The sequence below is a fragment of the Umezawaea sp. genome (assembly GCF_036375055.1).
Lineage (GTDB): Bacteria > Actinomycetota > Actinomycetes > Mycobacteriales > Pseudonocardiaceae > Umezawaea.
Window position 1 is genome coordinate 1 of the sequence record NZ_DASUSQ010000110.1, and the last position, 25,300, is coordinate 25,300.

At 74.4% G+C, this 25,300-nt stretch carries 22 protein-coding genes; 12 read left to right on the plus strand and 10 right to left on the minus strand.

Features of this window, described 5'->3' with window-relative positions:
- Positions 1-375: 375 nt before the first annotated feature.
- Positions 376-1,785: a DUF4389 domain-containing protein gene (locus VFZ92_RS28110; RefSeq protein ID WP_330879066.1), complete on the minus strand. Its 1,410-nt coding sequence runs from the start codon at positions 1,783-1,785 to the stop codon at positions 376-378.
- A 313-nt stretch (positions 1,786-2,098) separates the two neighbouring features.
- Between VFZ92_RS28110 and VFZ92_RS28115 the strand changes: the two genes are divergently transcribed.
- Positions 2,099-3,253, plus strand: coding sequence for a GAF domain-containing protein (locus VFZ92_RS28115; protein WP_330879067.1), 1,155 nt, complete (start codon positions 2,099-2,101; stop codon positions 3,251-3,253).
- Positions 3,254-3,418: 165 nt separating this feature from the next.
- On the opposite strand, the gene VFZ92_RS28120 is transcribed toward VFZ92_RS28115, so the two are convergent.
- Complete coding sequence (locus tag VFZ92_RS28120; protein WP_330879068.1) at positions 3,419-4,330, minus strand: LysR family transcriptional regulator; 912 nt, start codon at positions 4,328-4,330, stop codon at positions 3,419-3,421.
- Positions 4,331-4,408: 78 nt separating this feature from the next.
- Here VFZ92_RS28120 and VFZ92_RS28125 point away from each other — a divergent pair, with 78 nt between their 5' ends.
- Positions 4,409-5,287, plus strand: coding sequence for a TIGR03564 family F420-dependent LLM class oxidoreductase (locus VFZ92_RS28125; protein WP_330879069.1), 879 nt, complete (start codon positions 4,409-4,411; stop codon positions 5,285-5,287).
- The gene (locus VFZ92_RS28130; protein ID WP_330879070.1) at positions 5,284-5,424 is read left to right on the plus strand and encodes a hypothetical protein; all 141 of its coding nucleotides are present in this window, start codon (positions 5,284-5,286) and stop codon (positions 5,422-5,424) included. Before VFZ92_RS28125 ends, VFZ92_RS28130 begins: the two co-directional genes overlap by 4 nt.
- Before the next feature lie 202 nt (positions 5,425-5,626).
- Here VFZ92_RS28130 and VFZ92_RS28135 read toward each other — a convergent pair whose 3' ends face one another.
- Both VFZ92_RS28135 and VFZ92_RS28140 read right to left on the minus strand, forming a co-directional pair.
- Complete coding sequence (locus VFZ92_RS28135) at positions 5,627-6,286, minus strand: CBS domain-containing protein (protein ID WP_330879071.1); 660 nt, start codon at positions 6,284-6,286, stop codon at positions 5,627-5,629.
- Positions 6,287-6,484: 198 nt separating this feature from the next.
- Positions 6,485-7,342 (minus strand): metalloregulator ArsR/SmtB family transcription factor, encoded by an 858-nt coding sequence (locus tag VFZ92_RS28140; RefSeq protein ID WP_330879072.1) that lies wholly within the window; start codon positions 7,340-7,342, stop codon positions 6,485-6,487.
- Between the two features lie 99 nt (positions 7,343-7,441).
- On the opposite strand from VFZ92_RS28140, the gene VFZ92_RS28145 reads away from it, so the two are divergent.
- The 4 genes from VFZ92_RS28145 to VFZ92_RS28160 all read left to right on the plus strand — a co-directional run bounded on the left by VFZ92_RS28145 (position 7,442) and on the right by VFZ92_RS28160 (position 12,761).
- Positions 7,442-8,755 carry an NAD(P)-binding domain-containing protein gene (locus VFZ92_RS28145; RefSeq protein WP_330879073.1) on the plus strand — a complete coding sequence of 438 codons (1,314 nt, stop codon included), beginning with the start codon at positions 7,442-7,444 and terminating at the stop codon, positions 8,753-8,755.
- 417 nt (positions 8,756-9,172) lie between these two features.
- The gene (locus VFZ92_RS28150; RefSeq protein WP_330879074.1) at positions 9,173-10,780 is read left to right on the plus strand and encodes an FAD-binding oxidoreductase; all 1,608 of its coding nucleotides are present in this window, start codon (positions 9,173-9,175) and stop codon (positions 10,778-10,780) included.
- Positions 10,781-10,863: 83 nt separating this feature from the next.
- Positions 10,864-12,123: a sensor histidine kinase gene (locus tag VFZ92_RS28155; protein ID WP_330879075.1), complete on the plus strand. Its 1,260-nt coding sequence runs from the start codon at positions 10,864-10,866 to the stop codon at positions 12,121-12,123.
- Positions 12,108-12,761 carry a response regulator transcription factor gene (locus VFZ92_RS28160; protein WP_330879076.1) on the plus strand — a complete coding sequence of 218 codons (654 nt, stop codon included), beginning with the start codon at positions 12,108-12,110 and terminating at the stop codon, positions 12,759-12,761. Before VFZ92_RS28155 ends, VFZ92_RS28160 begins: the two co-directional genes overlap by 16 nt.
- A 2-nt stretch (positions 12,762-12,763) precedes the next feature.
- On the opposite strand, the gene VFZ92_RS28165 is transcribed toward VFZ92_RS28160, so the two are convergent.
- From VFZ92_RS28165 to VFZ92_RS28190, 6 genes are all read right to left on the minus strand, one after another.
- Entirely contained in the window at positions 12,764-13,555 is a 792-nt protein-coding gene (locus VFZ92_RS28165; RefSeq protein ID WP_330879077.1) for an ABC transporter ATP-binding protein, read from the minus strand.
- Positions 13,552-14,607, minus strand: coding sequence for an iron ABC transporter permease (locus tag VFZ92_RS28170; RefSeq protein ID WP_330879078.1), 1,056 nt, complete (start codon positions 14,605-14,607; stop codon positions 13,552-13,554). The genes VFZ92_RS28165 and VFZ92_RS28170 overlap by 4 nt, the downstream gene beginning before the upstream one ends.
- Entirely contained in the window at positions 14,585-15,646 is a 1,062-nt protein-coding gene (locus tag VFZ92_RS28175) for an ABC transporter substrate-binding protein (RefSeq protein ID WP_330879079.1), read from the minus strand. Before VFZ92_RS28175 ends, VFZ92_RS28170 begins: the two co-directional genes overlap by 23 nt.
- A gap of 429 nt (positions 15,647-16,075) precedes the next feature.
- Entirely contained in the window at positions 16,076-16,729 is a 654-nt protein-coding gene (locus VFZ92_RS28180; protein WP_330879080.1) for a GOLPH3/VPS74 family protein, read from the minus strand.
- 11 nt (positions 16,730-16,740) lie between these two features.
- The gene (locus tag VFZ92_RS28185) at positions 16,741-17,343 is read right to left on the minus strand and encodes a response regulator transcription factor (RefSeq protein ID WP_330879081.1); all 603 of its coding nucleotides are present in this window, start codon (positions 17,341-17,343) and stop codon (positions 16,741-16,743) included.
- A complete protein-coding gene (locus VFZ92_RS28190; RefSeq protein ID WP_330879093.1) occupies positions 17,340-18,416 on the minus strand; it encodes a sensor histidine kinase in 1,077 nt (358 codons plus the stop codon). Before VFZ92_RS28190 ends, VFZ92_RS28185 begins: the two co-directional genes overlap by 4 nt.
- Positions 18,417-18,645: 229 nt before the next feature.
- Between VFZ92_RS28190 and VFZ92_RS28195 the strand changes: the two genes are divergently transcribed.
- The 5 genes from VFZ92_RS28195 (at position 18,646) to VFZ92_RS28215 (ending at position 24,934) form a co-directional block, all read left to right on the plus strand.
- Positions 18,646-19,530: an ABC transporter ATP-binding protein gene (locus VFZ92_RS28195; protein ID WP_330879082.1), complete on the plus strand. Its 885-nt coding sequence runs from the start codon at positions 18,646-18,648 to the stop codon at positions 19,528-19,530.
- 29 nt (positions 19,531-19,559) lie between these two features.
- Positions 19,560-20,279, plus strand: a complete 720-nt coding sequence (locus VFZ92_RS28200) for an ABC transporter permease (RefSeq protein WP_330879083.1) — start codon at positions 19,560-19,562, stop codon at positions 20,277-20,279.
- Between the two features lie 176 nt (positions 20,280-20,455).
- Entirely contained in the window at positions 20,456-21,133 is a 678-nt protein-coding gene (locus tag VFZ92_RS28205) for a DUF2306 domain-containing protein (protein WP_330879084.1), read from the plus strand.
- A gap of 81 nt (positions 21,134-21,214) precedes the next feature.
- Positions 21,215-23,899, plus strand: a complete 2,685-nt coding sequence (locus VFZ92_RS28210) for a LuxR family transcriptional regulator (protein WP_330879085.1) — start codon at positions 21,215-21,217, stop codon at positions 23,897-23,899.
- 78 nt (positions 23,900-23,977) lie between these two features.
- Positions 23,978-24,934, plus strand: coding sequence for a threonine/serine dehydratase (locus VFZ92_RS28215; RefSeq protein WP_330879086.1), 957 nt, complete (start codon positions 23,978-23,980; stop codon positions 24,932-24,934).
- Positions 24,935-25,300: the final 366 nt, after the last annotated feature.

Here is a 25,300-nt window from a genome sequence, read left to right on the forward strand (position 1 = left end):
TCGCCGAGCCCGGCACCGCCCCCGCCGCCGACGGAGGCCGCGGTGATCACGGTGACGCCGTCGCGCTCGTACGGCTCGGAGTACACCCGCCGCACCGTGATCGCGTCGCGCGCTTCGGTGATGATCTCGTCGATCTTCATGCCGGCTCCTCCCCGCGGTGCGGCTTCGGCTCTGGTGCTCGCGCTCGGCCTAGGTGGACCGCACCACGCCCGCTTCGCTTCCGCCCCCGAGGTTCCCGCCCTCCGCCGCCGGACGGCAGAGCGCTTGGTCCCAGACCGCCGATGACGTTCGGCACTCCTCCTGGAACCGCCCCGTGGTCGGCCACGCCGGGGGCGCACCGCTCGTCGGGGTGAGCGGTGCGCCCCCGGCGTGGCGCTACGTCCGTTCCGGCGGCGCGGGCTGCTCGGTCTCGACCGGCGGCGCGGCCTGGTGGCGCGACGCGCGGACCGCGGCGACGAGCAGGGTCGTCCCGCCGAGCGCCAGGACCAGGACACCGCCCACCAGCAGTGCCAGCGAGATCGGTCCGAGCGCGGGGACGGTCGCCCGTGCGGACAGGTCGGTGTCGACCACCCGGCCGCCGTCCTCGTTGAGCACGGCCACCGCCCACGTGCCCCGTTCCGCGCGCCAGGTCAGCGATCCGGTCCCGGACGCCACCCACACCGACTGGGCACCGGGCTCTCCGGGCGGCGGACCGCCCGCCCGGTGCCGCTGGTCGACGTCGTTCCCGCCCAGCACCACCTCGTCGTGCTCGACACCGGAGAGGTACCGGGCCACGTCGTCCGCGCGGCCGATGCCGACGAACACGTCCCGGTCCACCCGCAGCTCGACCTCGCCGAGCCAGTCCCCGCCGATCTGCCACCGCGGGTCGGTCCAGCTCAGGTCCACCGCGCCGAACGACACCGCGTACCCGTCGGTGCGGAAGGACTCCGTCCCGGTGTCGAGGTACCCGGCGCTGTCGCGCTGGGTCGCGTCGGCCCAGAGCCCGACCGTCCCGACCGCGGAGACCAGCGCCCCCAGGCCGAGCAGCAGGGCCCCGACCACGGCGGCCGCGACCCGACCGCCGGACCACCCGTCCGCGCGGGGCGGCTGCGGCGGCGGCACCTGGTCGATCGTCGTGGCGCCGGGTTCGTCGCCGCCGAGGTCCAGGCGGAACGGCGGGTAGGCGTCGGTCATCAGGCCCGCGTACGCGGCGACGCGCAGCGCCCACCTGTCCATCCCGAGCAGGAGGTCGAAGAGGCCGCTCGGGTAGCGGCCGGTGAAGAGCAGCCCCACCCCGGCGAACACGGCGGCGAGGGCCACCAGTCCGCCGCCCGCGCCGTAGGCCCACTCCCCCGCCCGCGCCGCCGCGTACCCGCCGCCGCCGAGGAAGACCGCGAGGACGAGGTAGTGCGGGATCGCCAGCAGCCACCACTTGACCAGCACCAGACCGCGCGACAGGTGCTCGGGGTAGGCGATGTCCAGGGTCGCCGGGTAGTCGGGCACCGCGCCGAGCGTGAAGGGCGGGTACCGGTCGGTGCCCAGCGCGCCGTAGGTGTAGTAGGCGACGCGCCAGGTCCAGCGCAGCACGCCGAGGGTGAAGTGGAACAGGGGGCGCGGGTAGCGGCCGGTCACCAGGATGCCGAAGAACGCCAGCACCGTGCACGCCGCGAACCCGAACCACAGGAACACCAGCACGACGTGGTGCGGGACCGCCAGGAACCACTTGACCAGCCAGAGCCACCGGCTCAGTCCAGGATCGAGCCTCCCGCGCACCCGCACCGGGTAGCCTGCCGCCGCCGTGGTCATCGCGCCTCCTCGTGGTGTGGCGCTCGAACCCGCCCGCGTCCCGACGGGCGCGGACGTCGAGCACCCAGGGGTCGTCCACCTCCACGCTCGCCCACCGGGACGGGCGCGGTGAGGGTCCAACCGACCGACTCGCACGGGACTTCGGACCCGGGACGGCCCCGTTCCGCTCAACGCCTCCGCCACTGGTGGTCCGTTCGGGTACTCCTGCGGACGAATCCGCCCGGCATTCCTCCGGGGAGTACCGTTGAGAGATCAAATACCTTATTTCCGATAGTCTGATCGGCCAGTGGAACCACAATTCGGTGGGAAAAGAATGAATTCGGATGAACCCGACGTGGCCGCGTCGCACGCCGACACCGGTCCCGCGGCGAACGGGGTGTGGCGGAGCGCCCTGGGCGCCCTGCTGTCCGGTGCCAGTCCGCTGTCCGACCCGCTCGCGCTGACGCGCTCGCTCGTGGAGTGCGCCCGCGTGCACGGCGGCGCGACCACCGCGGCGCTCACCGTGCCGTTCCACGACGGCGACTGGGTCCGCGTCGTCGTCGCGACCGGCGACCTGAGCGGCTGGGAGAACAGCGTGCTGCCCCTCGGGGGCTCGGTCACGGCGCTCGCGGTCGAGGCGGCCCGGACCCTGCTGATCGACGAGGTGACGCTGGACGAGCGCACCTGCCAGTCAGCGAGGTCGAGCACCGTGGGCCCCTGCGTCGTCGCCCCCGCGTACAGCGGAGGCGAGTTCCAGGCGGCGCTCCTGCTGACCCGCTCACCGGGGCGGGCGGGCTTCGGCGAGGCGGACCGCGAGATGGCGACCGCGTTCGCCGAACACCTGGCGTGGGCGCTGCTGGTGCCGAACTCGCAGGTCGTCCGGTGCGCCACGCCCGCGGACAGCGCCAGGGACGTGGTGGCGCGCGTCTACGGCGACATCGCGGGCAGCCTGTTCGCGATCACCTCGACGCTGTGCTCGCTGAAGTCCCACGTGCCCGACGCGTTCTCGAAGCGGATCGACTCGGCCGTCCTGGAGGCGGACCGGATCACGAGCCGGGCGCGCGTCGTGGCGAGCGAGCAGGCCCGCACCGGCCGAGACCGGTCGTTCGACACCGTCCTGTCCGTGTTCGGCGCCGCCGTCGCCGAACACGGTCTGGTCGGCACCGTCGCGTTCGACAGCTCCGCGTCGCCGTCGAGCGCGACGGTCGACGCGGTGGCCCGGTGGGTCCCCGACGCGGTGTCGACCGCGGCCACGTTCGGGATCACCCGCGCGGTGGCGCTCGACCTGGCCGCGCGGACCGTCGAGGGGGCCGAGGTGCTCGCCACCGTGCGCTACCGCGGCTGGCCGCCCGAGGAGGACACCTCGACCGGAGCGGACGCCGAGGTGAATTCCTGGTTCGACGCCGGTTCCACGGGCGAAACCCGCGGGATGAACGATCGGGACGTCGTGCTCCGACTGCTGGCTCCCGATAGCGACGGCGGCGGCTGAGAACGCGCCGAACCGAATCCGGTGCCGTGGAGAATGTCACCGTCGAAATGCGGAATCCATTTCCTCCGAAACCGACGGGGAGAGCCGACCGCGGGGGCGCGCCGCCGGACCGGCGGCGCGGGACGAGCCGCCGGTCCGGTGCGCTCGGACCCTGCCGCGCGGGACCTACGGCCCGGAAGGGCCGGGAACGTCCGCGCAGGCCGCGTCGCGGAAGGCGGCCACGGCGTTCGCCGCGCACCCGTCGGCGAACGCGTCCGGGGCCACCACGCTGCCCACGACCGACACGGGCGGGTCGAGCGGGATCGCCCGCACGCGGGTGGAACCACCTGCCCGGACCTGGTCGGCGGGCAGCAGGGTCCAGCTGTCGGGGTCCGCGCCGATCTCCACGATCGTGTCCTGCGTCGTGCCGGTGGGGCGACCCAGCCGGGGGCTCGCGCCCGCCTCGCGCAGCGCCGCCGTGACGACGTCGTTGAGCGCCGGGTCGCACTGCCGGGAGACCAGGCGCAGCACGCCGTCAGCCAGGTCGCGGATGGACACGACGGCGCGGTCGGCGAGCGGGTGGCGGTGCGACACGACCGCGCGCAGCGGCTCCGTCCACGCGGGCAGCACCCTCACCCCCGGCGCGGACACCACACCGCGCACCAGCGCAAGGTCGAGATCACCACCGCGCACCGCCGCCAGCCGGGCGGGCACCGGGAGGTCGACCAGGACGGCCTCGAAGTCCGGGGTGCGTTCCCGCAGGACGTCGAGCCCGCGTTCGAGCCGGTCGGTGAGACCGCTGGTCGTGCCGATGCGCAGGACGCCGGTCGGGGCGTCGACCGCGGCCCTGACCCGGTCCGCCGCCTCCAGCGCCTCCCGCGCCGCGACCAGCACCCGGCGCCCGGCGGCGGTGAGGCGGACCCGGCGGGGCGTGCGGTCGAGCAGCCGCGCGCCCAGCTCCCGTTCCAGCCGGGCGATCTGCTGGCTGACGGCGGGCTGCACGATGCCCAGCCGCTGAGCGGCCCGACCGAAGTGCAGCTCCTCCGCGACCGTGACGAAGTACCGCAGCGCCCGCAGCTCCACCGTGCCCCCGACCACTCGACGATCACGCGATGTTATCGCTGCGCGTGATCATCGGGTCTGGTTCGCGGCCCGGCGGGCTGGTGGGGTCGTCCCATGAGGATCGGAGCACATCTCACGGCGGCCGACGACATCGGCGACTTCGCACGGGGCGCGGCCGACGCCGCCGCGCGCGGGCTGCACGGCGCGTGGACCAACCAGCAACCCGGCGGGTGGGACCCGTTGACCGTCCTGAGCGCGCTGCCCGACGGGCCCGCCGAACTCGGCACGGCCGTGGTGCCGACGTACCCGCGGCACCCGGTCGCACTGGCGACGGAGGCGCTGACCGTGCAGGCGCTCACCGGCGGCAGGCTCACCCTGGGGATCGGTCCCGGCCACGCGGTGCACGTGACCGGCGCGCTCGGCCTGCCCTACACCTCCCCCGCCCGCCACACCCGCGAGTACCTGGAGGTCCTCCGGCCGCTGCTGCGCGGCGAAACGGTGGCGTTCCGGGGTGAGCACTTCACCGTCGACACGGGCCCGCTCGTCCGGGCGACCCCGCCGCCGGTGCTGCTGTCGGCGCTGGGCCCGAGGATGCTCGCGGTGGCGCGGGACCTGGCCGAGGGCACCATCGCGGTGTGGGTGCGCCCGGACACCGTCGCCGACCACCTCGTCCCCAGCCTCGGAGACGGGGCGCGGGTGGTCGTGACGGTGGTGGTGTCGGTGACCTCCGACCCCGACGGCCTGCGCGAGGGCGTCGCCAGGGACTTCGCGCTGGTCGGCGACCTGCCCGCCTACCGCGCCGTCCTCGACCGCGGCGGACTGGCGGGTCCGGCCGACACCGTGGTCGCGGGCGACGAGGAGCACGTGCTGGCCGAGCTGCGGCGGTTCGGCGACGCCGGGGCCACCGACCTGGTCGTCTCGGCCGTGGGCACGCCCGCGGAGCGCGAACGGGTGCTGGACGTCGCCGCGCAGCTCGCGCGGGAGGCTTCGTGACGGTGGTGCCACGGGTCGTGGACGGAGACCACGCCGGGCACCGCGCTGACGAGCACCGGCACGACGTACCGCTCCAGGTCGACGACGTCCACGCGGCCCCCGGTGACCGCGACCCGCCACCGGACGGGTCGCCGTAGCGGGCCAGGCGGTGGCGGGCCTCGGCGGGGACGGTCCGGTCGTCGCGGCGGACCGCGGCAGGCACGTCGCGGCGGGTCACGACGCCGACGAGCCGACCGTCCCCGACCACCGGAACGCTGCGCGACCCGGTGGTCGAGCACCCGTGGCGGCCAGCTCCGCCAGGTCATCGCCTCCCGCGGTGTCCCGCGACGGCCAGGCCCGTCACGGGTCCTCGAACCGGTGGACCAACTCGCCGCGCACCTCGACGACACCGGGCAGAGCGCGCGTCAGCGCGACCGCGATGTCGACCTCGCCGCGGCGGTCGAGCTGCCCCGACAGCGTCACCACCCCCGCGTCGACCACCACGTCCACCGCGTCCGGGTCGACCCGGAGCACCGTGCGGAACACGAACCGCCGCACCTCCTCGCGCAGGTCGCCGTCGTCGCGCAGGTAGGCGCGCAGCAGGTCGAGCCGGGTGAGCACGCCGACCAGCGCGCCGTCGCGGTCGACCACGAACAGGCGGCGCACGTTCGCCTCGGCCAGCGTCGCGGCCGCCTCGCTGACCGGTGCGCCGGGGTCGATCGTGAGCACCGGCCACGACATCACGTCGTTCGCCGTGGTGCCGAGCGACCTGCGCCACCTCGCCCTCCTGGCGCGGCCCGCGATCCTTCCCGGACTGTCCCGGCCGCCGCTCCAGTACTCCTGCTTGACGAGGAGGTCGGCCTCGGAGACCACGCCGATCGGCGCTCCCCGGTCGTCGACGACCGGGACCGCGCTGATCCCGTTGTCCGCCAGCAGTTCCGCGACCTCCGTGAAGGTCGCGTCCGGCCGCGCCGTGACGACCGCCCTGGTCATCACGAACTCCACCAAGGGTTCCCGCACCCCACCCACCTCCCGTCCGCCCGCCGACAGGCCCGCGTCAGCGCGCGGCCGACGCGGTGGCGTTCACGGGACAAGGCTTTCGCCGTCCGCACCCCGCGGGCAGTGCGGTTGGTCCCGGGTCTTCGATGACGTTGGCCCCGCGGCGGGCAGGCGGGGCGCGACGAGTCCACCCCGGACCGGACGCGCCGCGGGCGCGTCTCACCCCGCTGCCGGAGCGGCGTCCGATCGGCTGCGGCGTTCGAGGAAGACGGTGTCGCGCCAACGACCGTGGTGCTGGGCGATGCGGTCGCGGACACCGAGCGTGCGGTAGCCGGCACTGTGGTGCAGGGCGAGGCTCGTGCGGTTCTCCGGGAAGATCGACGTCTGGAGGGTCCACAGGCCGTCCGCGTCGGCGGCCACCACCTGCTTGCGCAGCAACGCCTTGCCGACGCCCCGGCCGCGGAAGCCGTCGCCGACGTACACCGAGGTCTCCGCGACGCCCGAGTAGCAGTCGCGGGCCGACACGGCCGTCGCCGCGGCCCAGCCCGCGACCCGGCCGTCGACCTCGGCGACCCAGCGGTGCCCCGGCAGCCACCGGGCGTCCAGGCTCGCGCGGGAGGGCACCTCGGTCTCGAAGGTGGCGTCCCCGGTGGCGATGCCCTCGGCGTAGACCCGGCGCACGGCGGCCCAGTCGTCGGCCCGCAGGTCGCGCACGACGACGTCGTCGGGCACGTCGCTCGGGCAGCACGGCGCCGGGGCGAGCATGCCCATCACGGCGTCGGCGGCGTGCGGCAGACCGGTGCAGCACGACGGGTTCACGGTGACGAGCGTCGTCGTGCCCTGCTTGCGCAGCCCGACGAAGCCGACGTCGGCCAGCTTGCGCACGTGGTGGGAGCAGGTGGACTGGCTGATGCCGAGCTGCTCGGTCAGCTCCCCCACGCTGACCGGCCTGCTCGCGACCGCGACGGCGTGCAGCAGCCGCACCCTGGTGGGCTCGGCCAGGCAGGCGAACCACTCGGCGTAGGTCGCCGCGTCCTGCGGTGCGAGCGAGCCGAGTTGGGGGGTCGTGGTCGTCATGCGGTCGATTATCGACTCGGATCGATGGTTGCGTCAATCGAAGCCGGTCGATACAGTCGCTCCGCTGGATCGACGGAGATCGATGAATGGGGACGTTCGATGACTGACTTGCCGGTGGTAGTGGTGGGTGCGGGCCCGGTCGGGCTGGCCGCGGCGGCGCACCTGGTCGAACGCGGGATCACACCGCTGGTGCTGGAGGCCGGGCCCGGAGCGGGCGCGGCGGTGGCGAGGTGGCACCACGTGCGCCTGTTCTCGGCGTGGCCCGAGCTGGTCGACCCGGCCGCCGCCCGCCTGCTGGAGCCCACCGGCTGGCGGCGCCCGACCGAGGGCTACCCGACCGGTGCCGAGTGGGTCGAGCGCTACCTCGGGCCGCTGGCCGCGGTGCTGGGCGACGCGGTGCGGTTCGACACCGAGGTCGTCGGCGTCGCCCGACGCGGCCGTGACCGGATCGTCGACGCCGGTCGCGAGACCGAACCGCTGACGGTCCACGTCGTCACCGCCGACGGCGCGGAGGAGCGCCTCACCGCCAGGGGGCTCATCGACGCCTCCGGCACCTGGACCACGCCGAACCCGCTGGGCGGCGACGGGCTGCCCGCGATCGGCGAGCGCGCCGCCGCCGACCGGATCTCCTACCGGGTCCCGGACACGCGCGACCCGGAGGTGGCGGCGCGGTACGCGGGCAGGCGCGTGGCGGTGGCGGGCAGCGGGCACTCCGCGCTCACCGCGCTGGTGGCGTTGACGGAACTGCCGGGCACCGAGGTCGTCTGGCTGCTGCGCCGCGGCGCGGTCGGCGGCGTCTTCGGCGGTGGCGACGCCGACCAGCTACCGGCTCGCGGCGCGCTGGGCCTGCGCGCGCGAGAAGCCGTGCGGGCCGGCCGGGTCGAGACCGTCACCGGGTTCCGCACGGCCGGGGTCGAGCGCGACGGCGACGGGCTCGCGCTCGTGTCGGTGGACGGGCACCGCCTGGAGCCGGTGGACGAGGTCGTGGCGCTGACCGGGTTCCGGCCGGACCTGTCGTGGCTCTCGGAGACCAGGCTGGACCTCGACCCGGTGTTGCAGGCGCCGACCGCGCTGGCGCCGCTGATCGACCCGAACTCCCACTCGTGCGGCACGGTGTACCCGCACGGCGCCACCGAGCTGGCCCAGCCGGAGCCGGGCGTGTACCTGGTCGGGATGAAGAGCTACGGGCGCGCGCCGACGTTCCTGGCGCTGACCGGCTACGAGCAGGTGCGCAGCGTCGTGGCCAAGCTGGCCGGTGACGACGCCGCGGCCGAGCGCGTGGAGCTGACGCTGCCCGAGACCGGTGTCTGCGGCGGCTCGGGCGACTTCGACGCACCGGAGGCCGGGGGTGGCGGCTGCTGCGCCCCCACCGAGCCGCAGGTGCTCACCCTGAACGCACCCGGCGCGCGCTGACCGGGTGGAGCGGTCCGGCACGCGGGGGGAGCGTGCCGGACCGCGGGTCCCCGGTGGGCGGAGGTCGACGCGACCTGCCGCGCTCCCCCGTGCACGGCACCGGGCCGCGAGGAGGACACCACCGGTGAGCGGGATCCCCGAAGCGCTGTTCGTCCGCGTCCTCAGCGCGGGCCGGTCCCAGGTGGCCGCGGCGCTGCTCCAGCACCGCGGGCTCGGCCGCGTCGCGGTCCGGCGCGGTGAGGCGGTGCACGGGAACCGCTGGGACGAGAGCCGTCCCCGGCGACCGCGACGGCAACAGCCCGACGGCCGCCGCGGCGTGGGTTCAGCCCCACCCCGGACGGGGTCTGGACGGGTGTCGCCGTCGGTTCGCCCTCCCTAGCGTCGGCGCCACACATCGACGCGCAGTTCGGAGAAGTCATGGCTGACCACACCCGCCGCGGGTTCATCGCGGGCACCGCGGCGCTCGGAGGAGCGGCGCTGATCGGGTACCGGGCGACCGCGGCCGCCGCACCCGCCGAGGGCGAGGCGGTCCTGGTCCCGCGGGGCGACCCGCGCTACGAGGACCTCGTGCTGCGCCGCACGAGCGAGCGGTTCTTCCCGCGCCCCGAGCACTTCCGCCTGCCCACGACGACCGAGCAGGTCGAGCGGGCCGTGGACGACGCCGTGCGGGCGGGCAAGCGGGTCACGGTCCGCAGCGGCGGGCACTGCTACGAGAACTTCGTGGGCGAGGGCGCGGAGGTGGTGATCGACCTGTCCGCGCTGCGGCAGGTCGGGTTCGACCGGCGCCGCGACGCGTTCGTGATCGAGGCGGGCGCCACCCTGTGGGAGGTGTTCGAACGGCTCTACCTCGGTTGGGGCGTCACGATCCCCGGCGGCCAGTGCGGCGGCGTGGCCGCGGGCGGGCACGTGCAGGGCGGCGGCTACGGCCCGCTGTCCCGGCAGCTCGGTTCCGTCGTGGACTACCTGCACGCCGTGGAGGTGGTCGTGGTGGACCGCTCGGGACGGGCGCGGACGGTGGTCGCGACCCGCGAGCCCGACGACGAGAACCGGGACCTGTGGTGGGCGCACACCGGGGGCGGGGGCGGCAACTTCGGCGTGGTCACCCGGTACTGGATGCGCACGCCCGGCGCCACCGGCGACGATCCCGCCCGCCTGCTGCCGAGGCCGCCCGCCGTCACCCTCGGCGCGACGGTCGCGTGGAGCTGGCGGGACACCACCGAGGAGTCGTTCCACCGGCTGCTGCGCAACTACGGCGAGTGGCACGAGCGCAACAGCGCCCCCGGTTCCCGCTACGCCAGCCTCTTCAGCCCGCTGCTGGTCAACCGGCGCGCCACCGGCGCCGACCCCGGCGCGTTCGCGATGGTCGTCTCGCTGGACGGCACCCTCCCCGACGCCGACCGGCTGCTGCGGGACTACCTCGCGGAGGTCACCGAGGGCGTCGCGGGAACGACCGTGGTGCGCCCGCCGCACCGCCTGCCGTGGTTGGCGGGGGTGAAAGCGGGTTCGCTCGGCCAGGACGACGAGTCCGGGATGTTCAAGGCGAAGGCGGCCTACCTGCGCAGGCGGTTCACCGACGAGCAGATCAGGACCGCCTACGCCTACCTCACCAGCACCGACCACGAGAACGAGCGCGCGGTGATGATCCTGGTGTCCTACGGCGGGAGGGTGAACGCCACGGCGCCGGACGCGACCGCCCTGGCCCAGCGGGACAGCGTCATGAAGGTGATCTACACCGTCACCTGGGACGACGCGGGAGCCGAGCGGGCGAACCTGGACTGGATCCGGCGCTGGTACGCCGCGATGTACCGGGACACCGGGGGTGTGCCGGTCCCGAACGCCGTGAACGACGGCTCCTACGTCAACTACCCGGACACCGACACCGCCGATCCGAGGTGGAACAGGTCCGGGGTCACGTGGCACACCCTGTACTACAAGGACAACTACCCGAGGCTCCAACGGGTCAAGGCTCGCTGGGACCCGAGGAACGTGTTCCACCACGCCCTGTCGATCGCGCCGCCGAGCTGACGCGCGTCCGGCCGAGGTGGGTCCAGGCCCGCTGTTCGGCGAAGCGGTTGCACGGGACCGCGTCCGCCGAGAGCATGAACGGCATGTCCCACGCTCGCGGCGGCCCCCTCGTCGTCGCGCGGTCCCTCGTCGAGGGGCTCACGCGGTCGCTCGTGCTCGTCGCGCTGACCGGGTTCGCGCCCGCGGTCTGCGTCGCCGCGGGCGCGGGCCTGTCCGCCGTCGTCGACACCGCCGCTGGCGCGGCGGGCTGCCTGCTCGGGGTGCTGGTCGCGGTGCTCGTGCTGGTCGCCCGCCCGGTGAGCGCCGCCACGAGGTTCCTGGTCGCCCGCTGGACCGGCGGGGAACTCCCGGCCGCGTACCAGCCGCTCGTCCCGGTGACGCGGATGGCGACGGGCTACTGGTGGAACGGGTACGACTACCAGCGCCTGCGGTGGTTCTCGCTGTGCCAGCGGTGGATCCTCCGGCGGACGCGGGACCCCGCGGCGTGGCGGGACGTGCTCTGGCTGCTGGTCGCTCCCGTCACCGTCGGTGTCGCGTCCGCGATCCCGCCCGCGCTGATCGCGGTCGGGGTCGCCGGGCTCGCGCCGCACCCGGTCACCTCGGTCGTGGCGGTCGGCGTCGGAACCGCCCTGCTGCCGAGGTCGTGGCGCTCCCTCGGGCCGGTGGCGCGCCGCGTCCTCGGCCCCTCCACCGTCGAACTGCTCAGCACCAGGGTCGCCTCGCTGGTGCGGGGGCGGGCCGACCTCACCCGCGCCCAGGACGCCGAGCTGCACCGGATCGAGCGCGACCTGCACGACGGCGCCCAGGCGCGCCTCGTCGCCATCGGCCTCTCGCTCAGCGCCGCGGAACGGCTGGTCGACACCGACCCGGCCGGGACCAGGGCGCTGCTGCGGCAGGCCCGCGCGACCTCGCTCGCGGCGCTGCGGGACCTCCGCGAACTCGTGCACGGCATCGTGCCGCCCGTGCTGCTGGAGCGCGGTCTCGTCGACGCGGTCCGCGCGCTCGCCGTCGACGCGCCCGTCCGCACGGTGGTGCGCTCCACCCTGGGTCGTCGACTCGACACACCGGTCGAGTCCGCGCTGTACTTCGCGACCGCGGAACTCGTGGCCAACGCCGTGAAGCACTCGGGTGCGACGGTCGTGGACATCGGCATCGACCGCACCGGGACGGGCGTCGCCGTCACCGTCACCGACGACGGCCGCGGCGGAGCCGACCGGTCACGGGGGTCCGGCCTGACCGGCGTCGAGAGCAGGCTCGCCGCGTTCGACGGCACCCTGCGCGTGGACAGCCCGCCGGGCGGGCCCACGACCGCCACCGCGGAGGTGCCGTGCGCGTCGTCGTAGCCGAGGACCTGTACCTGCTGCGGGACGGACTGGTCCGGCTGCTGGAGGCGTACGGCCACGACGTCGTGGCCGCCGTCGGCGACCGGGACGCCACGGTGCGAGCCCTGGAGGAGCACCGACCGGACGTGGCCGTCATCGACGTGCGGATGCCCCCCACCCACACCGACGACGGCCTCCGGGCGGCGCTGGAGGCGCGCCGGGCCCGGCCGGACCTGTGCGTCCTCGTGCTGTCCCAGCACATCGAGCAGCTCTACGCGCGCGAACTGCTCGCCGACGGCCGCGGCGGCGTCGGGTACCTCCTGAAGGACCGGGTCTTCGAGGCGGAGCAGTTCATCGAGGCGGTGGAGCGCGTCGGCCGCGGCGGCACGTCGCTGGACCCCGCGGTCGTGTCGAAGATCCTGGGCGCGGGCGCCACCTCGCCGCTCGACGCCCTCACCGACCGGGAGCGCGAGGTCGTCGCGCTGATGGCGGAGGGCCTGTCGAACCAGGCCATCGCCCAGCGCCTCTTCCTGAGCGAGGGGTCGATCAGCAAGCACACCACCTCGATCTTCACGAAGCTCGGCATCACCCCGGACGACAACAGCAACCGCCGCGTCCTCGCCGTGCTGACCTTCCTCGGCGCGACCGGGGCCGCCTGACCTCACCCGGTCGCGGTCTCCCTCCCGTCCTCCATCGACGCCGTCACGAAGTGCGGCCGTCCGGTCAGCGGGTGGGGCACGACGGCGCTGCGCACGCCGAAGACCTCGGCGACGCGGTCGGCGTCGAGCACCTCGGCCGGTGTCCCCTCGGCCACCGCGCGGCCCGCGCGCAGCAGGAGGAGCCGGTCGCAGTACGCGGTGGCGTGGTTGAGGTCGTGCAGCGCCGCGATGGTCGTGAGTCCCAGCTCCCGCACCAGGTCGAGCAGTTCGAGCTGCGCGCCGATGTCGAGGTGGTTGGTCGGCTCGTCCAGCAGCAGGACCGGCGTCTCCTGGGTCAGCGCCCTGGCCACGAGCACCCGCTGCCGCTCACCACCGGACAGCGTGGCGAACACCCGGTGCGCCGCCCGGTCCATGCGCACCCGCTCCAGGGCGCGGTCGACGATGTCGCGGTCGGCCGTCGTCTCCCGGTCCAGCAGGCCCTTGTGCGGGGTGCGGCCCATCGTGACGATCTCGTGGACCGAGTAGTCGTTGTCGAGGTCGTGGTCCTGCGCGACGACCGCCGTCCTCAGGCCCGCCCGGCGCGCGCTGGACCGCCACACGTCGTCCTGTCCGATGTGGACGGCCCCGGTGGTCGGCCTGAGCGCCCGGTAGACGCACCGCAGCAGCGTGCTCTTGCCGGACCCGTTCGGACCGACGACCCCGGTGATCGCCGACGCCTCCGCGACGAGGTCGACACCGCCCAGGACGGTGGTGTCGTCGAGGACGACCGAGACACCGTCGACCCGCACCCTCATCGCAGCGCCCGCTTCCCCTTGCGCAGCAGCACCAGGAAGAACGGCGCTCCCAGCGCGGCGGTGAGGATCCCGACGGGCACCTCGTTCGGCCGGTCGACCGTGCGGGTGACGAGGTCGACCAGCACCAGGAACACCGCTCCCGCGAGCAGCGACACCGGGAACACCCTGCGGTGGTCCGGACCGACCACCAGCCGCACGGCGTGCGGGACGATCAGGCCGACGAAGCCGATGCCGCCCGCGACGCTGACGACCGCCGCGGTCAGCAGCGACGCGGCCACCAGCAGCAGGATCCGCAGCCGGTGCACGTCCACGCCCAACCCCGCCGCGGTGTCGTCCCCGACCGACAGGGCGTTCATCGACCGTCCCCGCGTGGTCAGCCAGATCGCGGTCGCGGCCGTCGCCGCGCTCAGCACGCCGAGGTCGTCCCACGACGCGCCCGCGACCGAGCCGAGCAGCCAGAACATGACGCCGCGCAGTTCGGCCGGGTTGGCCTGCAACTGGAGGTAGCTGGTGACGGCGGTGCCCAGGTAGGCCACCGCGACACCGGCGAGCACGAGGCTGCTGCCGATCAGCCGCCCTCCGCGCTGCGCCATCACGAACACGACCACCAGGCTGGTCAGCGACCCCGCGAACGCGGCACCGGCGACATCGAGCCCGGCGACCAGGCCGACGCCGCTGGTCAGCGCGATGACCGCGCCCAGCGACGCCCCTGCGGAGACGCCGAACAGGTAGGGGTCGGCCAGGGGGTTGCGGACCAGCGTCTGGAGGCAGACCCCGGCGAGGCTGAGCCCGCTGCCCGCCAGCGCGGCGAGCAGCACCCTGGGCGTGCGGAAGTCCCAGACGATCTGGTCGGTCAACGGGTCCAGGCCCGCCGTGTCGCCGGTGAGGTGGCCCCAGACCACGGCGACGACCCTGCCGACCGGCACGTCGACCGTGCCCACGCCGACGGCGAAGGCCGCGGTGACGGCCAAGGCCACCACCAGCGCCACCACGAGCACCGGGAAACCCCTGCCCGACACCAGGTGCGGGCTACTGCGCGCCGTGGGCCGCATCGGCGATCCTCGTCACGGCGACGGCGTTGAGCGGGCCGAGGTAGATGCTGTCCGAGACCGAGGTGAACGTCCTGGTCCTCGACGCCTCCCACTGCGGGAACCTCGCGAACAGGTCCGCGGCGAGCGCCTCGGCGTTCTCGGTGCCCCGGAAGAGGCCGATCACCAGCACGTCGACCTGGGCCGAGGCGAGCGCCTCGATGTTGACCTCGGCGAGTTCGGCGAAGGTCTTGCCCCCGAACGGGTTCGTGCCACCGGCCTTCGCGATGACGTCGTCGTAGACGCCGCCGCCGAAGACCGCGGGCAGGCCGTTGCCGTTCATCGCGGACATGCCGGGGTAGGCGACCAGCACGCTCTTCGCCGGTTTGCCCGCGACCCTCGCGGCGACCTCGGCGATGTCGTCGCGCGACGCGGTGACGAGGTCCGCGGCCCGCTGCTGCACGTCGAAGACCTGTCCCAGTTGGAGCAGCAGCTCCGAGGACGACTCGGTGGACTGCGCCCGGTAGCGGGCCTCGTCCTCCGGTCGCGGGGCCGGGTCGCCGAACGCGCAGTTGGCGGGCGTCACGTAGCTGTTGATCCCCGCCGCCGCGAGCTGGTCCCTGCTGACCGAGCCGATCTTCTCGTCGAACCCGCCCGCCCAGGTCGAGATCACCAGGTCCGGCTGGAGGGCGAGCAGCTGCTCCCTCGGCACCTCGAAGTTCTGGTTGAGGGTGAGCCCGCCGGTGGGCACCGCCGACACCTTCGCGACCATCTCCGGGTCGTCGGACACGCCGTAGGACTGGCTGTTGGCCAGCACGCGGTCGCTGATCCCCAGGGCGATGAAGCTCTCGACCTCCCCGACCGACGTCCCGTTGAGCAGGACGACCCGGCTCGGTGCCCGGTCGAACGTGAGCGTCCGCCCGCAGTTGTCGATGGTCAACGGGTACGCGGTGGGGGCGGCGGTGACCGGGGGCGGTGGGCTGGTCCACGAGCCGGACGCCGAGGGGGCACCGGCCTGGCCGCAGGCCACCGTCGCCGCGAGGACCGACACCGCGACGGCCACCGCGCCGACGGCGCGCTCGCGGCGACGGTGGTCGCTCGCTGGGGGTGTGTAGGGATGCACGGAGGGGTAGTCGGCCCGACCGGTCGTCTGGTTCCCCGGAGGCGTGGTCCGCGTGCCGCGACCGACGACCCCGGTCGCTCAGCAGAGCGCCGTGCGACCGACGACCCCGCCCCTCAGCAGGGCACCAGCCAGCACCGCGACGACCCGTCCGACCCCCGACGACGGCGCACGACCGAGGACCACGCCACCACGTACCCGCACGGGCACGTCAAGACCAACCCTCCGCGCGACCACCACTCGCGCCGCGACCGACCACCCGTCCGACCCCCGACGACGGCACACGACCGAGGACCACGCCACCACGTACCCGCACGGGCACGTCGGGAACAACCCTCCGCGCGACCACCACTCGCGCCCGCGGCTCGACCATCAAGTCACCGTGGTCACGACGGCCGCGGTGGCGGCGGCGCTGGACGCGGCGATGGCGGCGGCGGTCCTGGTCACCGCCGTGCTCACGGCCTCGGCGCCCCAGTTGCCCCGCTCCAGCTCCTTCGCGCGCCGGTACACCTCGCCCGACCACGCGAGCGGCGGTCGCAGCGCGGGCAGCGCACCGCTCGCGGACAGCAGCGCCGTGAGCGCCGCGGTGCGGGAGTCGGGGGTCTCGCCGTCGACCAGCACGGCGCGGACCAGCGCCCGGACCTCCTCCTCGTGCCGGGTGTCCTCGGCGGGCAGGGTGGTCACGCGGAACAGGCCCAGCACCCGCTTCTCCTCCCTGCGGACGAAGCCGCGCTCGACCAGCCGCCCCACGACCCGGTCCCACGCGTCCGCACCGACCCTGAGCAGCACCGAGTCGACCGACCGGGGCTTCTCGGCGACCTTCTCGTAGCCGAACCGCAGCAGCGGGTCCTCCGGCGGTCCGCCACCCGCGGTCACCACCTTCCCGCCCTCCACCTCGACGAGGCCCTCCAGGGCGAGTTCCACCAGCACCGCGCCGCCCACCGCGTAGTAGAGCGTGCCCGCGGCGGCCGGTGTGCCGGACTCGTCGTCCATCAGCAGCAGCGCGAGGTCTTCGACGATCAACATGTTCTCTCCCTCTAGAGCCAGTCGTGCTCTCGTGCGTACCGGGCGGCTTCGTGCCTGGTCCTGGTCTGCGTCTTCTGCATGGCGTTCGACAGGTAGTTGCGGACGGTGCCCTCCGCGAGGTGGAGCTGCCCGGCGATGTCGGCGACCGAGTACCCCTGCGTGGTCGCGCGCAGCACGTCGACCTCGCGGTCGGTCAGCGGGCAGTCGTCGACCACCGCGAGCGCGGACACGTCCGGGTCGATCCACCTCCGGCCGCTGTGCAGCACGGCGATGACCCACGTGATGTGGGCCGGTTCCGCGGCCTTGCTGACGAACCCCTGCACGCCGAGCTTGAGCGCCTTGCGCAGCACGCCGGGGCGCGCGTGCCGGGTCAGCATGAGGATCACCTGGTCCGGCAGCACCCGCCGGATCTCCGCGACCGCGCCGAGCCCGTCCACGGTGGGCATCTCCAGGTCGATCACGAGGACGTCCGGCCGGTGTTCGAGCGTGGCCGCGACGGCCTGCTCACCGTCCTCGGCCTCGGCGAGCACGGTGACGTCCCCCTCCATCGGCAGCAGGGCGGCCAGCGCCTTGCGCAGCAGGGCCTCGTCGTCGGCCAGCACCACGGTGGTCACCTCGCCACCCCCGACGGGAAGGCCGCCGCCGTGACGAACTCCCCGTCCGCCCGCACCACCGTCAGTTCTCCTCCCTCACCGGCCAGCCGGTCCCTGAGCGTGGACAGCCCGCGCAGCTCCGGCGGGGTCTGGCCCCGCGCGCCGTCGTTGACGATCGTGATGCCGGAGGCCGACAGCGTGATCCGCACCTGCTCGGCCTGCGCGTGCCGGAGGATGTTGGTCGTGGTCTCGCGGAGGACCTGGCCGAGCAGTTCGCCCGCGGGCCCGGTCACCTCGGCCTCCCGGACGATCCGCACGCGGATGCCCGCGGCCTCGAACAGGTTCTTCGCGTTCTCCAGCTCCCCCGCGAGGTTGAGCCGCCGCTGCGCGTACGCGAGCTCCTTGGTCTGCTTGATCGTGTCGCCGACCAGGGCGTGGATCTCGCGCAGCTCCTCCTCCGCGCGGGTGGCGTCGGCCCGCACCAGCTTCTCGGCCAGCGCGGTCTTGAGCTTCACCACGTGCAGCGTGTGGCCCTGGATGTCGTGCAGGTCGCTCGCGAACCGGATCCGCTCCCGTGCGACGGCCAGCTCCGCCTCGTGCTCGCGCGCCTCCTCCAGCTCCGCCATGAGGTTGTAGAACGCCTGGTTGGCGAACATGAACCCGAGCGTGAACACGGTGACGCCGGTCGGGACGAGCGAGTACTGGAAGAGCGTCGGGCCCGCGTCCCCGTCGGACACCAGCAGCCTCGCCGCGCCCACGACGCCGACGAACGCGCTCAGCCCCGCGGCGGCCGCGATCCGGTGCCGCGGCAGCTGCGGCACGATGAGCGGACCGACGATCGTGATGCTGTAGAACGCGGTGGGGCTCTCGGCGACCAGCACGCCGAACACCCACACGGCCGCGCTGACCCCCAGGCACGGCAGGGCCACGGCGGAGATGGTGTCCTGCGCCCACCGCACGACCGAGACCATGGCCGCGACCACGCCGACGAGCAGCACGGCCGCCTCCCACCAGGTGCTGGAGTCGAACGCGATCAGCATCGCCCCGACCGGGACGATCACCGCGAGCTGCGTGGTGATGTTCAGGCTGCGCATCCGGACGCGCGCCGTCGCGGCGCGCTCGGACACCACGCGCTGCGGGCGTGGCGGTGTGGTGTCCACTGTGGCCTCTCCGGGACGGGGTGGTGGTCGCGCTCCAGTATCGAGTCGGTCGGGTGGGCGCACCAGTGACACCACGTCACACCTTCGACGGGCGGAATGTCACCGCCAGGTGGTGACGTGGTGGCACTGCCGGCCGAGCGCCGCGACCGGTGGGATCATCGGCATGTCGACCACACCAGTCATCGAAGTCGAGCGGTTGAACGTCCACTACGGCGACTTCCACGCCGTGGAGGACCTGTCCTTCCACGTCCTGCGCGGTGAGCTGTACGCGCTGCTCGGCACGAACGGGGCGGGCAAGACGTCCACCCTGGAGACCGTCGAGGGGCACCGCACCGCCACCTCCGGTGCGGTGCGGGTCTTCGGGCAGAGCCCCGGCGACCGCGCGGCCGTGCGGCCCCGGATGGGCATCATGCTCCAGGACAGCGGGTTCACCCCGGACCTGACGGTCGCGGAGTCGGTCCGGCTCATCGGGACGCTGACCCGGCGCGCGGACAGCGTCGACCGCGTGCTCGACGTCGTGGACCTCACCCGCAAGGCAGGCACGAAGGTGGCGCAGCTCTCCGGGGGTGAGAAGCGGCGGCTCGACTTCGCCACCGCCGTGTACGGCACGCCCGAGCTGATCTTCCTCGACGAGCCGACCACCGGGCTCGACATCCAGTCCCGCGACGCCCTGTGGTCCGCTGTGGACCGGATGCGGGAGAACGGCACCACGGTCGTGCTCACGACGCACTACCTGGAGGAGGCGCAGCAGCACGCCGACCGCATCGGGCTCATGCACCGCGGCACCCTGCACCGGGAGGGCACGGTCGCCGAGCTGACCAGGACGCTGCCGTCGGTGATCCGCTTCAGCCTGCCGACACCCGCGCCCGAGCCGCCGCTCCGGGCCGCGCGGGAGGGCGACGACCGGTACCTCGTCGAGACCTTCGGGTTGCAGAAGGACATGCACGTGCTGCTGAGCTGGGCCGAGGACCACGGCCTGGAACTGCGGGAGCTGGAGGCCGGGCCGACCCGCCTCGACGACGTGTTCCGCGCCATCGGCGACTCCTGACCCCCCTGCCGTCCCGAAAGGACCCCACCATGCTCCCGATCGCCCTCAGCGAGCTGGCCCAGATCTTCCGCAACCGGTCGGTGCTGATCACCAGCTTCGTGATGCCCATCGCGGTCAGCGCGTTCTTCATCCACCAGCACGACGTCTTCGCCGAGATCGGCAGCCTGGGCTACATCGCAGCGATCGTGATGTTCACGGTCTGCGCGTTCGGCCTCTACGCCAGCTCGGTGACCACGCTCGCCGCGCGGCGGCAGAACCTGTTCCTCAAGCGGCTGCGCTCCACCGCCGCGGGCGACGCGGAGATCCTGACCGGGCTCGTGCTGCCGGTCGTCGTGATCGCGCTCGTCCAGGTGACCGCGATCATGGCGGTGCTCGCCGCGGTCACGACGGCACCGGACAACGTCCCGCTCCTGGTGGCCGCGGTGCTCGCGACCGCGGTGATGATGGTCGGCCTCGGGCTGGCCACGGCCGGGCTGACCAACTCCCCCGAGCACGCGCAGGTCACGACGCTGCCCGTCTGCCTCGGCGTCGTCGCCGTCGCGAGCTGGGTGGGGATCAGCGGAACCGAGGACTTCACGCTGCTCAAGCGGCTGCTGCCCGGAGGGTCCGCGACCGAGCTGGTCGTGAACGCCTGGAACGGCGGGGTCGCGGTGACCGACTCGCTGCTCCTGCTGGCCCCGACGCTGGCCTGGGTCGTCGTGGCCGCCACCCTCGCCGCCCGCCTGTTCCGCTGGGAGCCGCGCAGGTGACCGGTCGCGCACGTGCCTATCCCGCGCGGGCGCTCCCGAACTAGGCACTTCACGCCGACGCGGCAGGTGGTGGACCGGGTCCAGGATCAGGCCCGAAACCACCCCTGCCGTGTCGGCCCGCGCGTGTCGGTCCGACGGCTCGTCGATCGTTCCCGTGCGGGAAGTAGGAGTAGCGCATGTCCACCGCAGCCGTGTCACGAACCGTCCGCAGGCGCTGGTGGTGGTTCCTGTGGGGACTGCTCGCCGTGCTGGCGCTCGCCACGGCGGGGGTCTTCGTGCCGCCGTACCTCGTCGGGGGCACCACCGTGCCGAACCTCGACCGGATCACGCCGGGCTACTACACGAGCCTGGTGATCCACGCGGTGCCCGCGGGCCTCGCGCTGGTCATCGGTCCGTGGCAGTTCGTGCCGAAGCTGCGGGCCCGCTTCCCAGGGCCGCACCGGGTGATGGGCCGGGTCTACCTGGTCTCGGTCGTGGTGGCCGCGCTGGTCGCGGTGTACTCGTCGGTGGTCACGAAGAGCGGTTTCCCGTTGCAGGTCGCGTTCTTCGTGCTGATCGTGGCGTGGCTGTACACCGCGGCGAAGGCCTACCGCGCGATCCGGCGGCGCGAGGTGCGGCTGCACCGGATCTGGATGGTGCGCAACTACGCGCTCACGTTCGCCGCGGTGACCCTGCGGCTCTACCAGCTTCCGCTCATCGCGCTGATGAACTCGGTGACGTGGTTGGAGTACGAGGACGTCTACACCGTCAGCGCCTGGATGTCCCTGCTCGGCAACGTCCTCGTCGCCGAGTACTTCATCATCCAGCGCACCCTCGCCACCCTCGCCGAACGGGAACCGGCGACCACCGGCTGACGCCCGCGCCCGCACCGACCCACCCGGTGCGGGCGGTAGGGTCCGCCACGTGACCAGCCCCGCCGGACCGGCCGCCCGCTGATGTTCGGGCGCGACACCGACCTGCCGCTGGTCGGCAGGCACCGCGAGGAGCGCCGGGTCGCCGAGGTCGTCGACGCCGCGCGGGCAGGCCGGGGTGGTTCGCTCGTCCTCGACGGCGAGGCGGGCATCGGCAAGAGCGCGCTGCTGGCCCACGCGGTGCGGGCGGCCCCCGACTTCCGGGTGCTGCGCGCCTCCGGTGCCGAGTTCGAGCAGGAACTGCCGTACTCCGCCCTGCACCAGCTGTGCGCGCCGGTCCTCGACCGCCTCACCGACCTGCCGGACCGGCGGCGGGAGGCGTTGCGGATCGCGTTCGGCCTGGCGGGCGGGACGCCCGAACCCTTCCAGGTCGGCCTGGCGGTCCTGGACCTCCTCACGGCGGTGAGCGGGGAACGGCCGGTGCTGTGCGCGGTCGACGACGCCCAGTGGCTGGACGCGGCGTCGTCGCAGGCGATGGCGTTCCTCGCCCGCCGCGTCGCGGCCGACCCCGTCGCCGTGGTGCTCGCCCTCCGCTCACCGTCCGAAGTGGACGGCCTGTCCGAGCTGCCGTCGGTGGTCGTCACCGGGTTGGGCGACGCGGACGCCAAGGCGCTGCTGGCCGCCCGGAACCCGTTCCCGCTCGACGACCGGGTGCGCGACCGGCTCGTCGCCGAGGCGAACGGCAATCCGCTCGCCCTGCTCGAACTGCCGAGGGCGGGCGGTTTCCAGCCGCCCGCGGCGTCGTCGGTGCCGTCCCGGATCGAGGACGGCTTCCGGGCGCGGCTGGCCGGTGTGCCCGCCGACGCGCGGCTGCTGCTGACCGTCGCGGGCGCCGACCCGCTCGGCGACCCCGGTCTGCTGTGGACGGCCGCCGCCGCGCTGGGCGTCGACGTGCGGGTGGCGAGCGCCGACGCGATGGCCACCGGGCTGGTCGAGTTCGCGACGCGCGTCCGCTTCTGCCACCCGCTGGCGCGCTCGGCGGTCTACCGCGCCGCGGCGGACGCCGTGCGCCGTGCGGCCCACGGGGCGCTGGCCGACGCCACCGACCCCCTCACGGCCCCGGACCGGCGGGCGTGGCACCGAGCACAGGCCGGTGCGGGCCCGGACGAGGACGTCGCGGTCGACCTGGAGCGCTGCGCGTCACGGGCCCGGTCGCGCGGCGGTGTCGCGGCGGCGGCCGCGTTCCTCGAACGCTCGGTCGCGCTGTCGCTGGACCCGCACCGCCGGGTCGAGCGGACGCTGGCCGCGGCGGAGGCCGGGATCGAGGCGGGCGCCGCCGAACGCGCGGCGGACCTCCTCGCGACCCTCGACACCGCCGGGCTGGACGAGGTCCGGCGCGCCCGCGTCGACCTGCTGCGGGGCCGGATCGCCTTCACCCGCCCCGGTGACGGCGGCGGCCCGGCGCTGACGGTGAGCGCGGCCCGGCGGCTGGCGGCGGTGGACCCCGACCGGGCACGGGACTGCTTCCTCGACGCGCTGGAGATGAGCCTGGTCGTCGGTCGCGCGGGCGGCGTCGTCGACGAGGTCCTCGAAGCGGCACGGGCCGCGGCGCCCGCGCCGAGTTCCCCCGACCTCCTCGACGCGCTGATCACGCTGGTGGAGCGCGGTCACCACGACGCGCTGCCGGTGCTGCGCGACGCGCTGCACGCCGAGGGCGGTCCGCTGTGGAGCAGGCGCCCCGCGCTCGCCTCGATGATCAGCGTCGAGCTGTGGGACGTCGACACCTGCTCCGCCATCGCCGAGTGGCTGGTGAAGGCCGGGCGCGAGTCGGGTTCGCCGTTGCTGCTGAGACTCGCCTACGCCCAGCGGGCGACCGCCGCCACCCTCACCGGTGACCTCGCGGCGGCGCTGGCCGCGACCGCCGAGGAGGAGGCCGTCGCCGACGCGGCGGGCGAACCCCCGCTGCTCTACCACCGGCTGCACCTGGCCGCCCTGCGGGGCCGCCGCGAGGAGGCGCTCGCCCTGTTCCGGGCCGCCACCACGGCCGGGGCGGGACAGGTGACCAACCTGCACTGGACCGCGGCCCTGCTGCACAACGGGTTGGCCGACCACCCCGCCGCGCTGACCGCGGCCCGCGCGGCGACGGAGCACGGCGACCTCTTCCTCACCGGGGCGGCACTGCCCGAACTCGTCGAGGCCGCCGTGAAGTGCCACGAACCCGCCGTGGCCGCGCGGGCGCTGGAGTCGTTGACCGAACGCACGCGCGCCGCGGGGACCACGCTCGGCCGGGGGGTCGCGGCGTACTCGCGGGGTCTCGTGACCGGCGTCGAGGACGACTACCGCGAAGCCGTCGAGTGCCTCGCGGAGGGTTCCCTCCGCCCGTACCTGGGCCGGGCGCACCTGCTGTACGGAGAGTGGCTGCGGCGGGAGGACCGCCGCGCCGACGCCGTGGAGCAGCTGCGCGCCGCCCACGACCTGCTGTCGGCGGCGGGGGCCGAGGCGTTCGCCCGCCGCGCCGCCGACGAGCTGCGCGCCGCCGGGCAGCGGGTCGGGCACCGATCGGCGCCCGCCTACGAGGACCTGACGATGCAGCAGCTGGCCGTCGCCCGGCTGGTGGCCTCCGGCGCCACCTCCAACGAGGTGGCCGCCGAGCTGTTCATCAGCAAGCGCACGGTCGACGCGCACCTGCGCGAGATCTTCCGCAAGCTCGGCGTGACGTCGCGGCGCCGGCTCAAGGACCACCCGGACCTGCTCGGCCGGGACCGCTGACCACCCGCCGGGACGGCGCGACACCCGTGCGGGCCCGGCAACGGCGGTGCGCGGTCCGCGCGGCTCTACTGTGGTGGCATGGCTGAACTGGTGACCATCGACGACGTGCGGGCCGCGGCGCGGGTGCTCGACGGACGGGTGCTGCGCACGCCGACGCTCGCCTCGCCGGGGCTCTCCGCGCTGCTGGGCGTCCCGACGACGGTGAAGCTCGAACTGGTGCAGCGCACCGGGTCGTTCAAGGCGCGCGGCGCGTTCGCGAAGGTCCTCTCCCTGTCCGAACCGGCACGGGCCGCGGGCGTGGTCGGGGTCAGCGGCGGCAACCACGGGATCGCGCTGGCCGACGCCGCGCGCGAGCTGGGCGTGGCCGCCACCGTCGTGATGCCCTCCTCGGCTCCCGCCCGCTCGGTGGACCTCGCCCGCGCCAGCGGTGCGGACGTGCGGCTCACCGACGACCTGCCGTCGGCGTTCGCGCTGCTGAACGACCTGGTGGCGGCGGGAGCGACCCTCGTGCACCCCTACGACGACCTGGTGGTGGTCGCCGCGCAGGGCACCGTCGGCCTGGAGTTCGCCACCGACGCGCCGCACCTCACCGACGTGCTGGTGAGCATCGGCGGCGGCGGGCTCGTCTCGGGCGTCGCGACCGCGTTCCACGCGCTCGTGCCCGGCGTGCGGGTGTGGGGCGTCGAGGTCGAGGGCGCCGACGCGATGCGCCGCGCCCTCGACGCGGGCGGACCCGTGGAGATCACGCCGACCTCGATCGTCTCGACGCTCTCGGCGCCCCACGTGTCGCAGCTGACCTACGACCACGCCGTCGCGCTGGTCGAGGACGTGCTGGTGGTGTCCGACGCCGACGCCGTGCGCGGCACGATCACGCTGGCCGAGACGCAGAAGGTGTGGGCCGAACCCGCCGCGGGCTGCCTCGTGCCCGCGGCGCGCGCGGTGCTCGACCGGGTCGGTCCGGACGCCCGGCTCGGGCTCGTGGTGTGCGGCGGCAACGCCACCGTCGCCGACGTGGTCCGGTGGTCGACCGCCTGACGGTGCGCACCGCCCCGGTTTGACCGCGACCACCGGGGGAACAGGGTCGTGGAGGACTTCGATCACCACGACGGCGGGAGGTGAAGGCGATGCACGGCACCGACGGGGAAGGGTCCAGCGGCTCGGACGGCGGTTCGTCGAGCTGATCACGGCACCGCCGTGGGCTCCGGTCGGGCAGGACGACCGACCGGAGCACGGACGGCCACCGCTCCCGTTCCACCACCGGACGACCCGGTTGCGCGACCGGACCGGTTCCCGTGCGGGCGCCGTCCCCACGACCGGGGGCGGAGCCGCAGGCGGCGGTGCCGCCGTCGGCGGTGCGGCCGTCGGGGTGAAGCGGGCGGGCAGCGCCCGCAGCCCCCGGTT

Excerpts from the sequence above, each read along its gene's own strand:
- VFZ92_RS28110 (WP_330879066.1), bottom strand. The coding sequence starts at position 1,785 with ATGACCACGGCGGCGGCAGGCTACCCGGTGCGGGTGCGCGGGAGGCTC.
- VFZ92_RS28115 (WP_330879067.1), top strand. The coding sequence starts at position 2,099 with ATGAATTCGGATGAACCCGACGTGGCCGCGTCGCACGCCGACACCGGT.
- VFZ92_RS28125 (WP_330879069.1), top strand. The coding sequence starts at position 4,409 with ATGAGGATCGGAGCACATCTCACGGCGGCCGACGACATCGGCGACTTC.
- VFZ92_RS28140 (WP_330879072.1), bottom strand. The coding sequence starts at position 7,342 with ATGACGACCACGACCCCCCAACTCGGCTCGCTCGCACCGCAGGACGCG.
- VFZ92_RS28145 (WP_330879073.1), top strand. The coding sequence starts at position 7,442 with ATGACTGACTTGCCGGTGGTAGTGGTGGGTGCGGGCCCGGTCGGGCTG.
- VFZ92_RS28150 (WP_330879074.1), top strand. The coding sequence starts at position 9,173 with ATGGCTGACCACACCCGCCGCGGGTTCATCGCGGGCACCGCGGCGCTC.
- VFZ92_RS28155 (WP_330879075.1), top strand. The coding sequence starts at position 10,864 with ATGTCCCACGCTCGCGGCGGCCCCCTCGTCGTCGCGCGGTCCCTCGTC.
- VFZ92_RS28165 (WP_330879077.1), bottom strand. The coding sequence starts at position 13,555 with ATGAGGGTGCGGGTCGACGGTGTCTCGGTCGTCCTCGACGACACCACC.
- VFZ92_RS28170 (WP_330879078.1), bottom strand. The coding sequence starts at position 14,607 with ATGCGGCCCACGGCGCGCAGTAGCCCGCACCTGGTGTCGGGCAGGGGT.
- VFZ92_RS28180 (WP_330879080.1), bottom strand. The coding sequence starts at position 16,729 with ATGTTGATCGTCGAAGACCTCGCGCTGCTGCTGATGGACGACGAGTCC.
- VFZ92_RS28190 (WP_330879093.1), bottom strand. The coding sequence starts at position 18,416 with ATGCGCAGCCTGAACATCACCACGCAGCTCGCGGTGATCGTCCCGGTC.
- VFZ92_RS28195 (WP_330879082.1), top strand. The coding sequence starts at position 18,646 with ATGTCGACCACACCAGTCATCGAAGTCGAGCGGTTGAACGTCCACTAC.
- VFZ92_RS28200 (WP_330879083.1), top strand. The coding sequence starts at position 19,560 with ATGCTCCCGATCGCCCTCAGCGAGCTGGCCCAGATCTTCCGCAACCGG.
- VFZ92_RS28205 (WP_330879084.1), top strand. The coding sequence starts at position 20,456 with ATGTCCACCGCAGCCGTGTCACGAACCGTCCGCAGGCGCTGGTGGTGG.
- VFZ92_RS28210 (WP_330879085.1), top strand. The coding sequence starts at position 21,215 with ATGTTCGGGCGCGACACCGACCTGCCGCTGGTCGGCAGGCACCGCGAG.
- VFZ92_RS28215 (WP_330879086.1), top strand. The coding sequence starts at position 23,978 with ATGGCTGAACTGGTGACCATCGACGACGTGCGGGCCGCGGCGCGGGTG.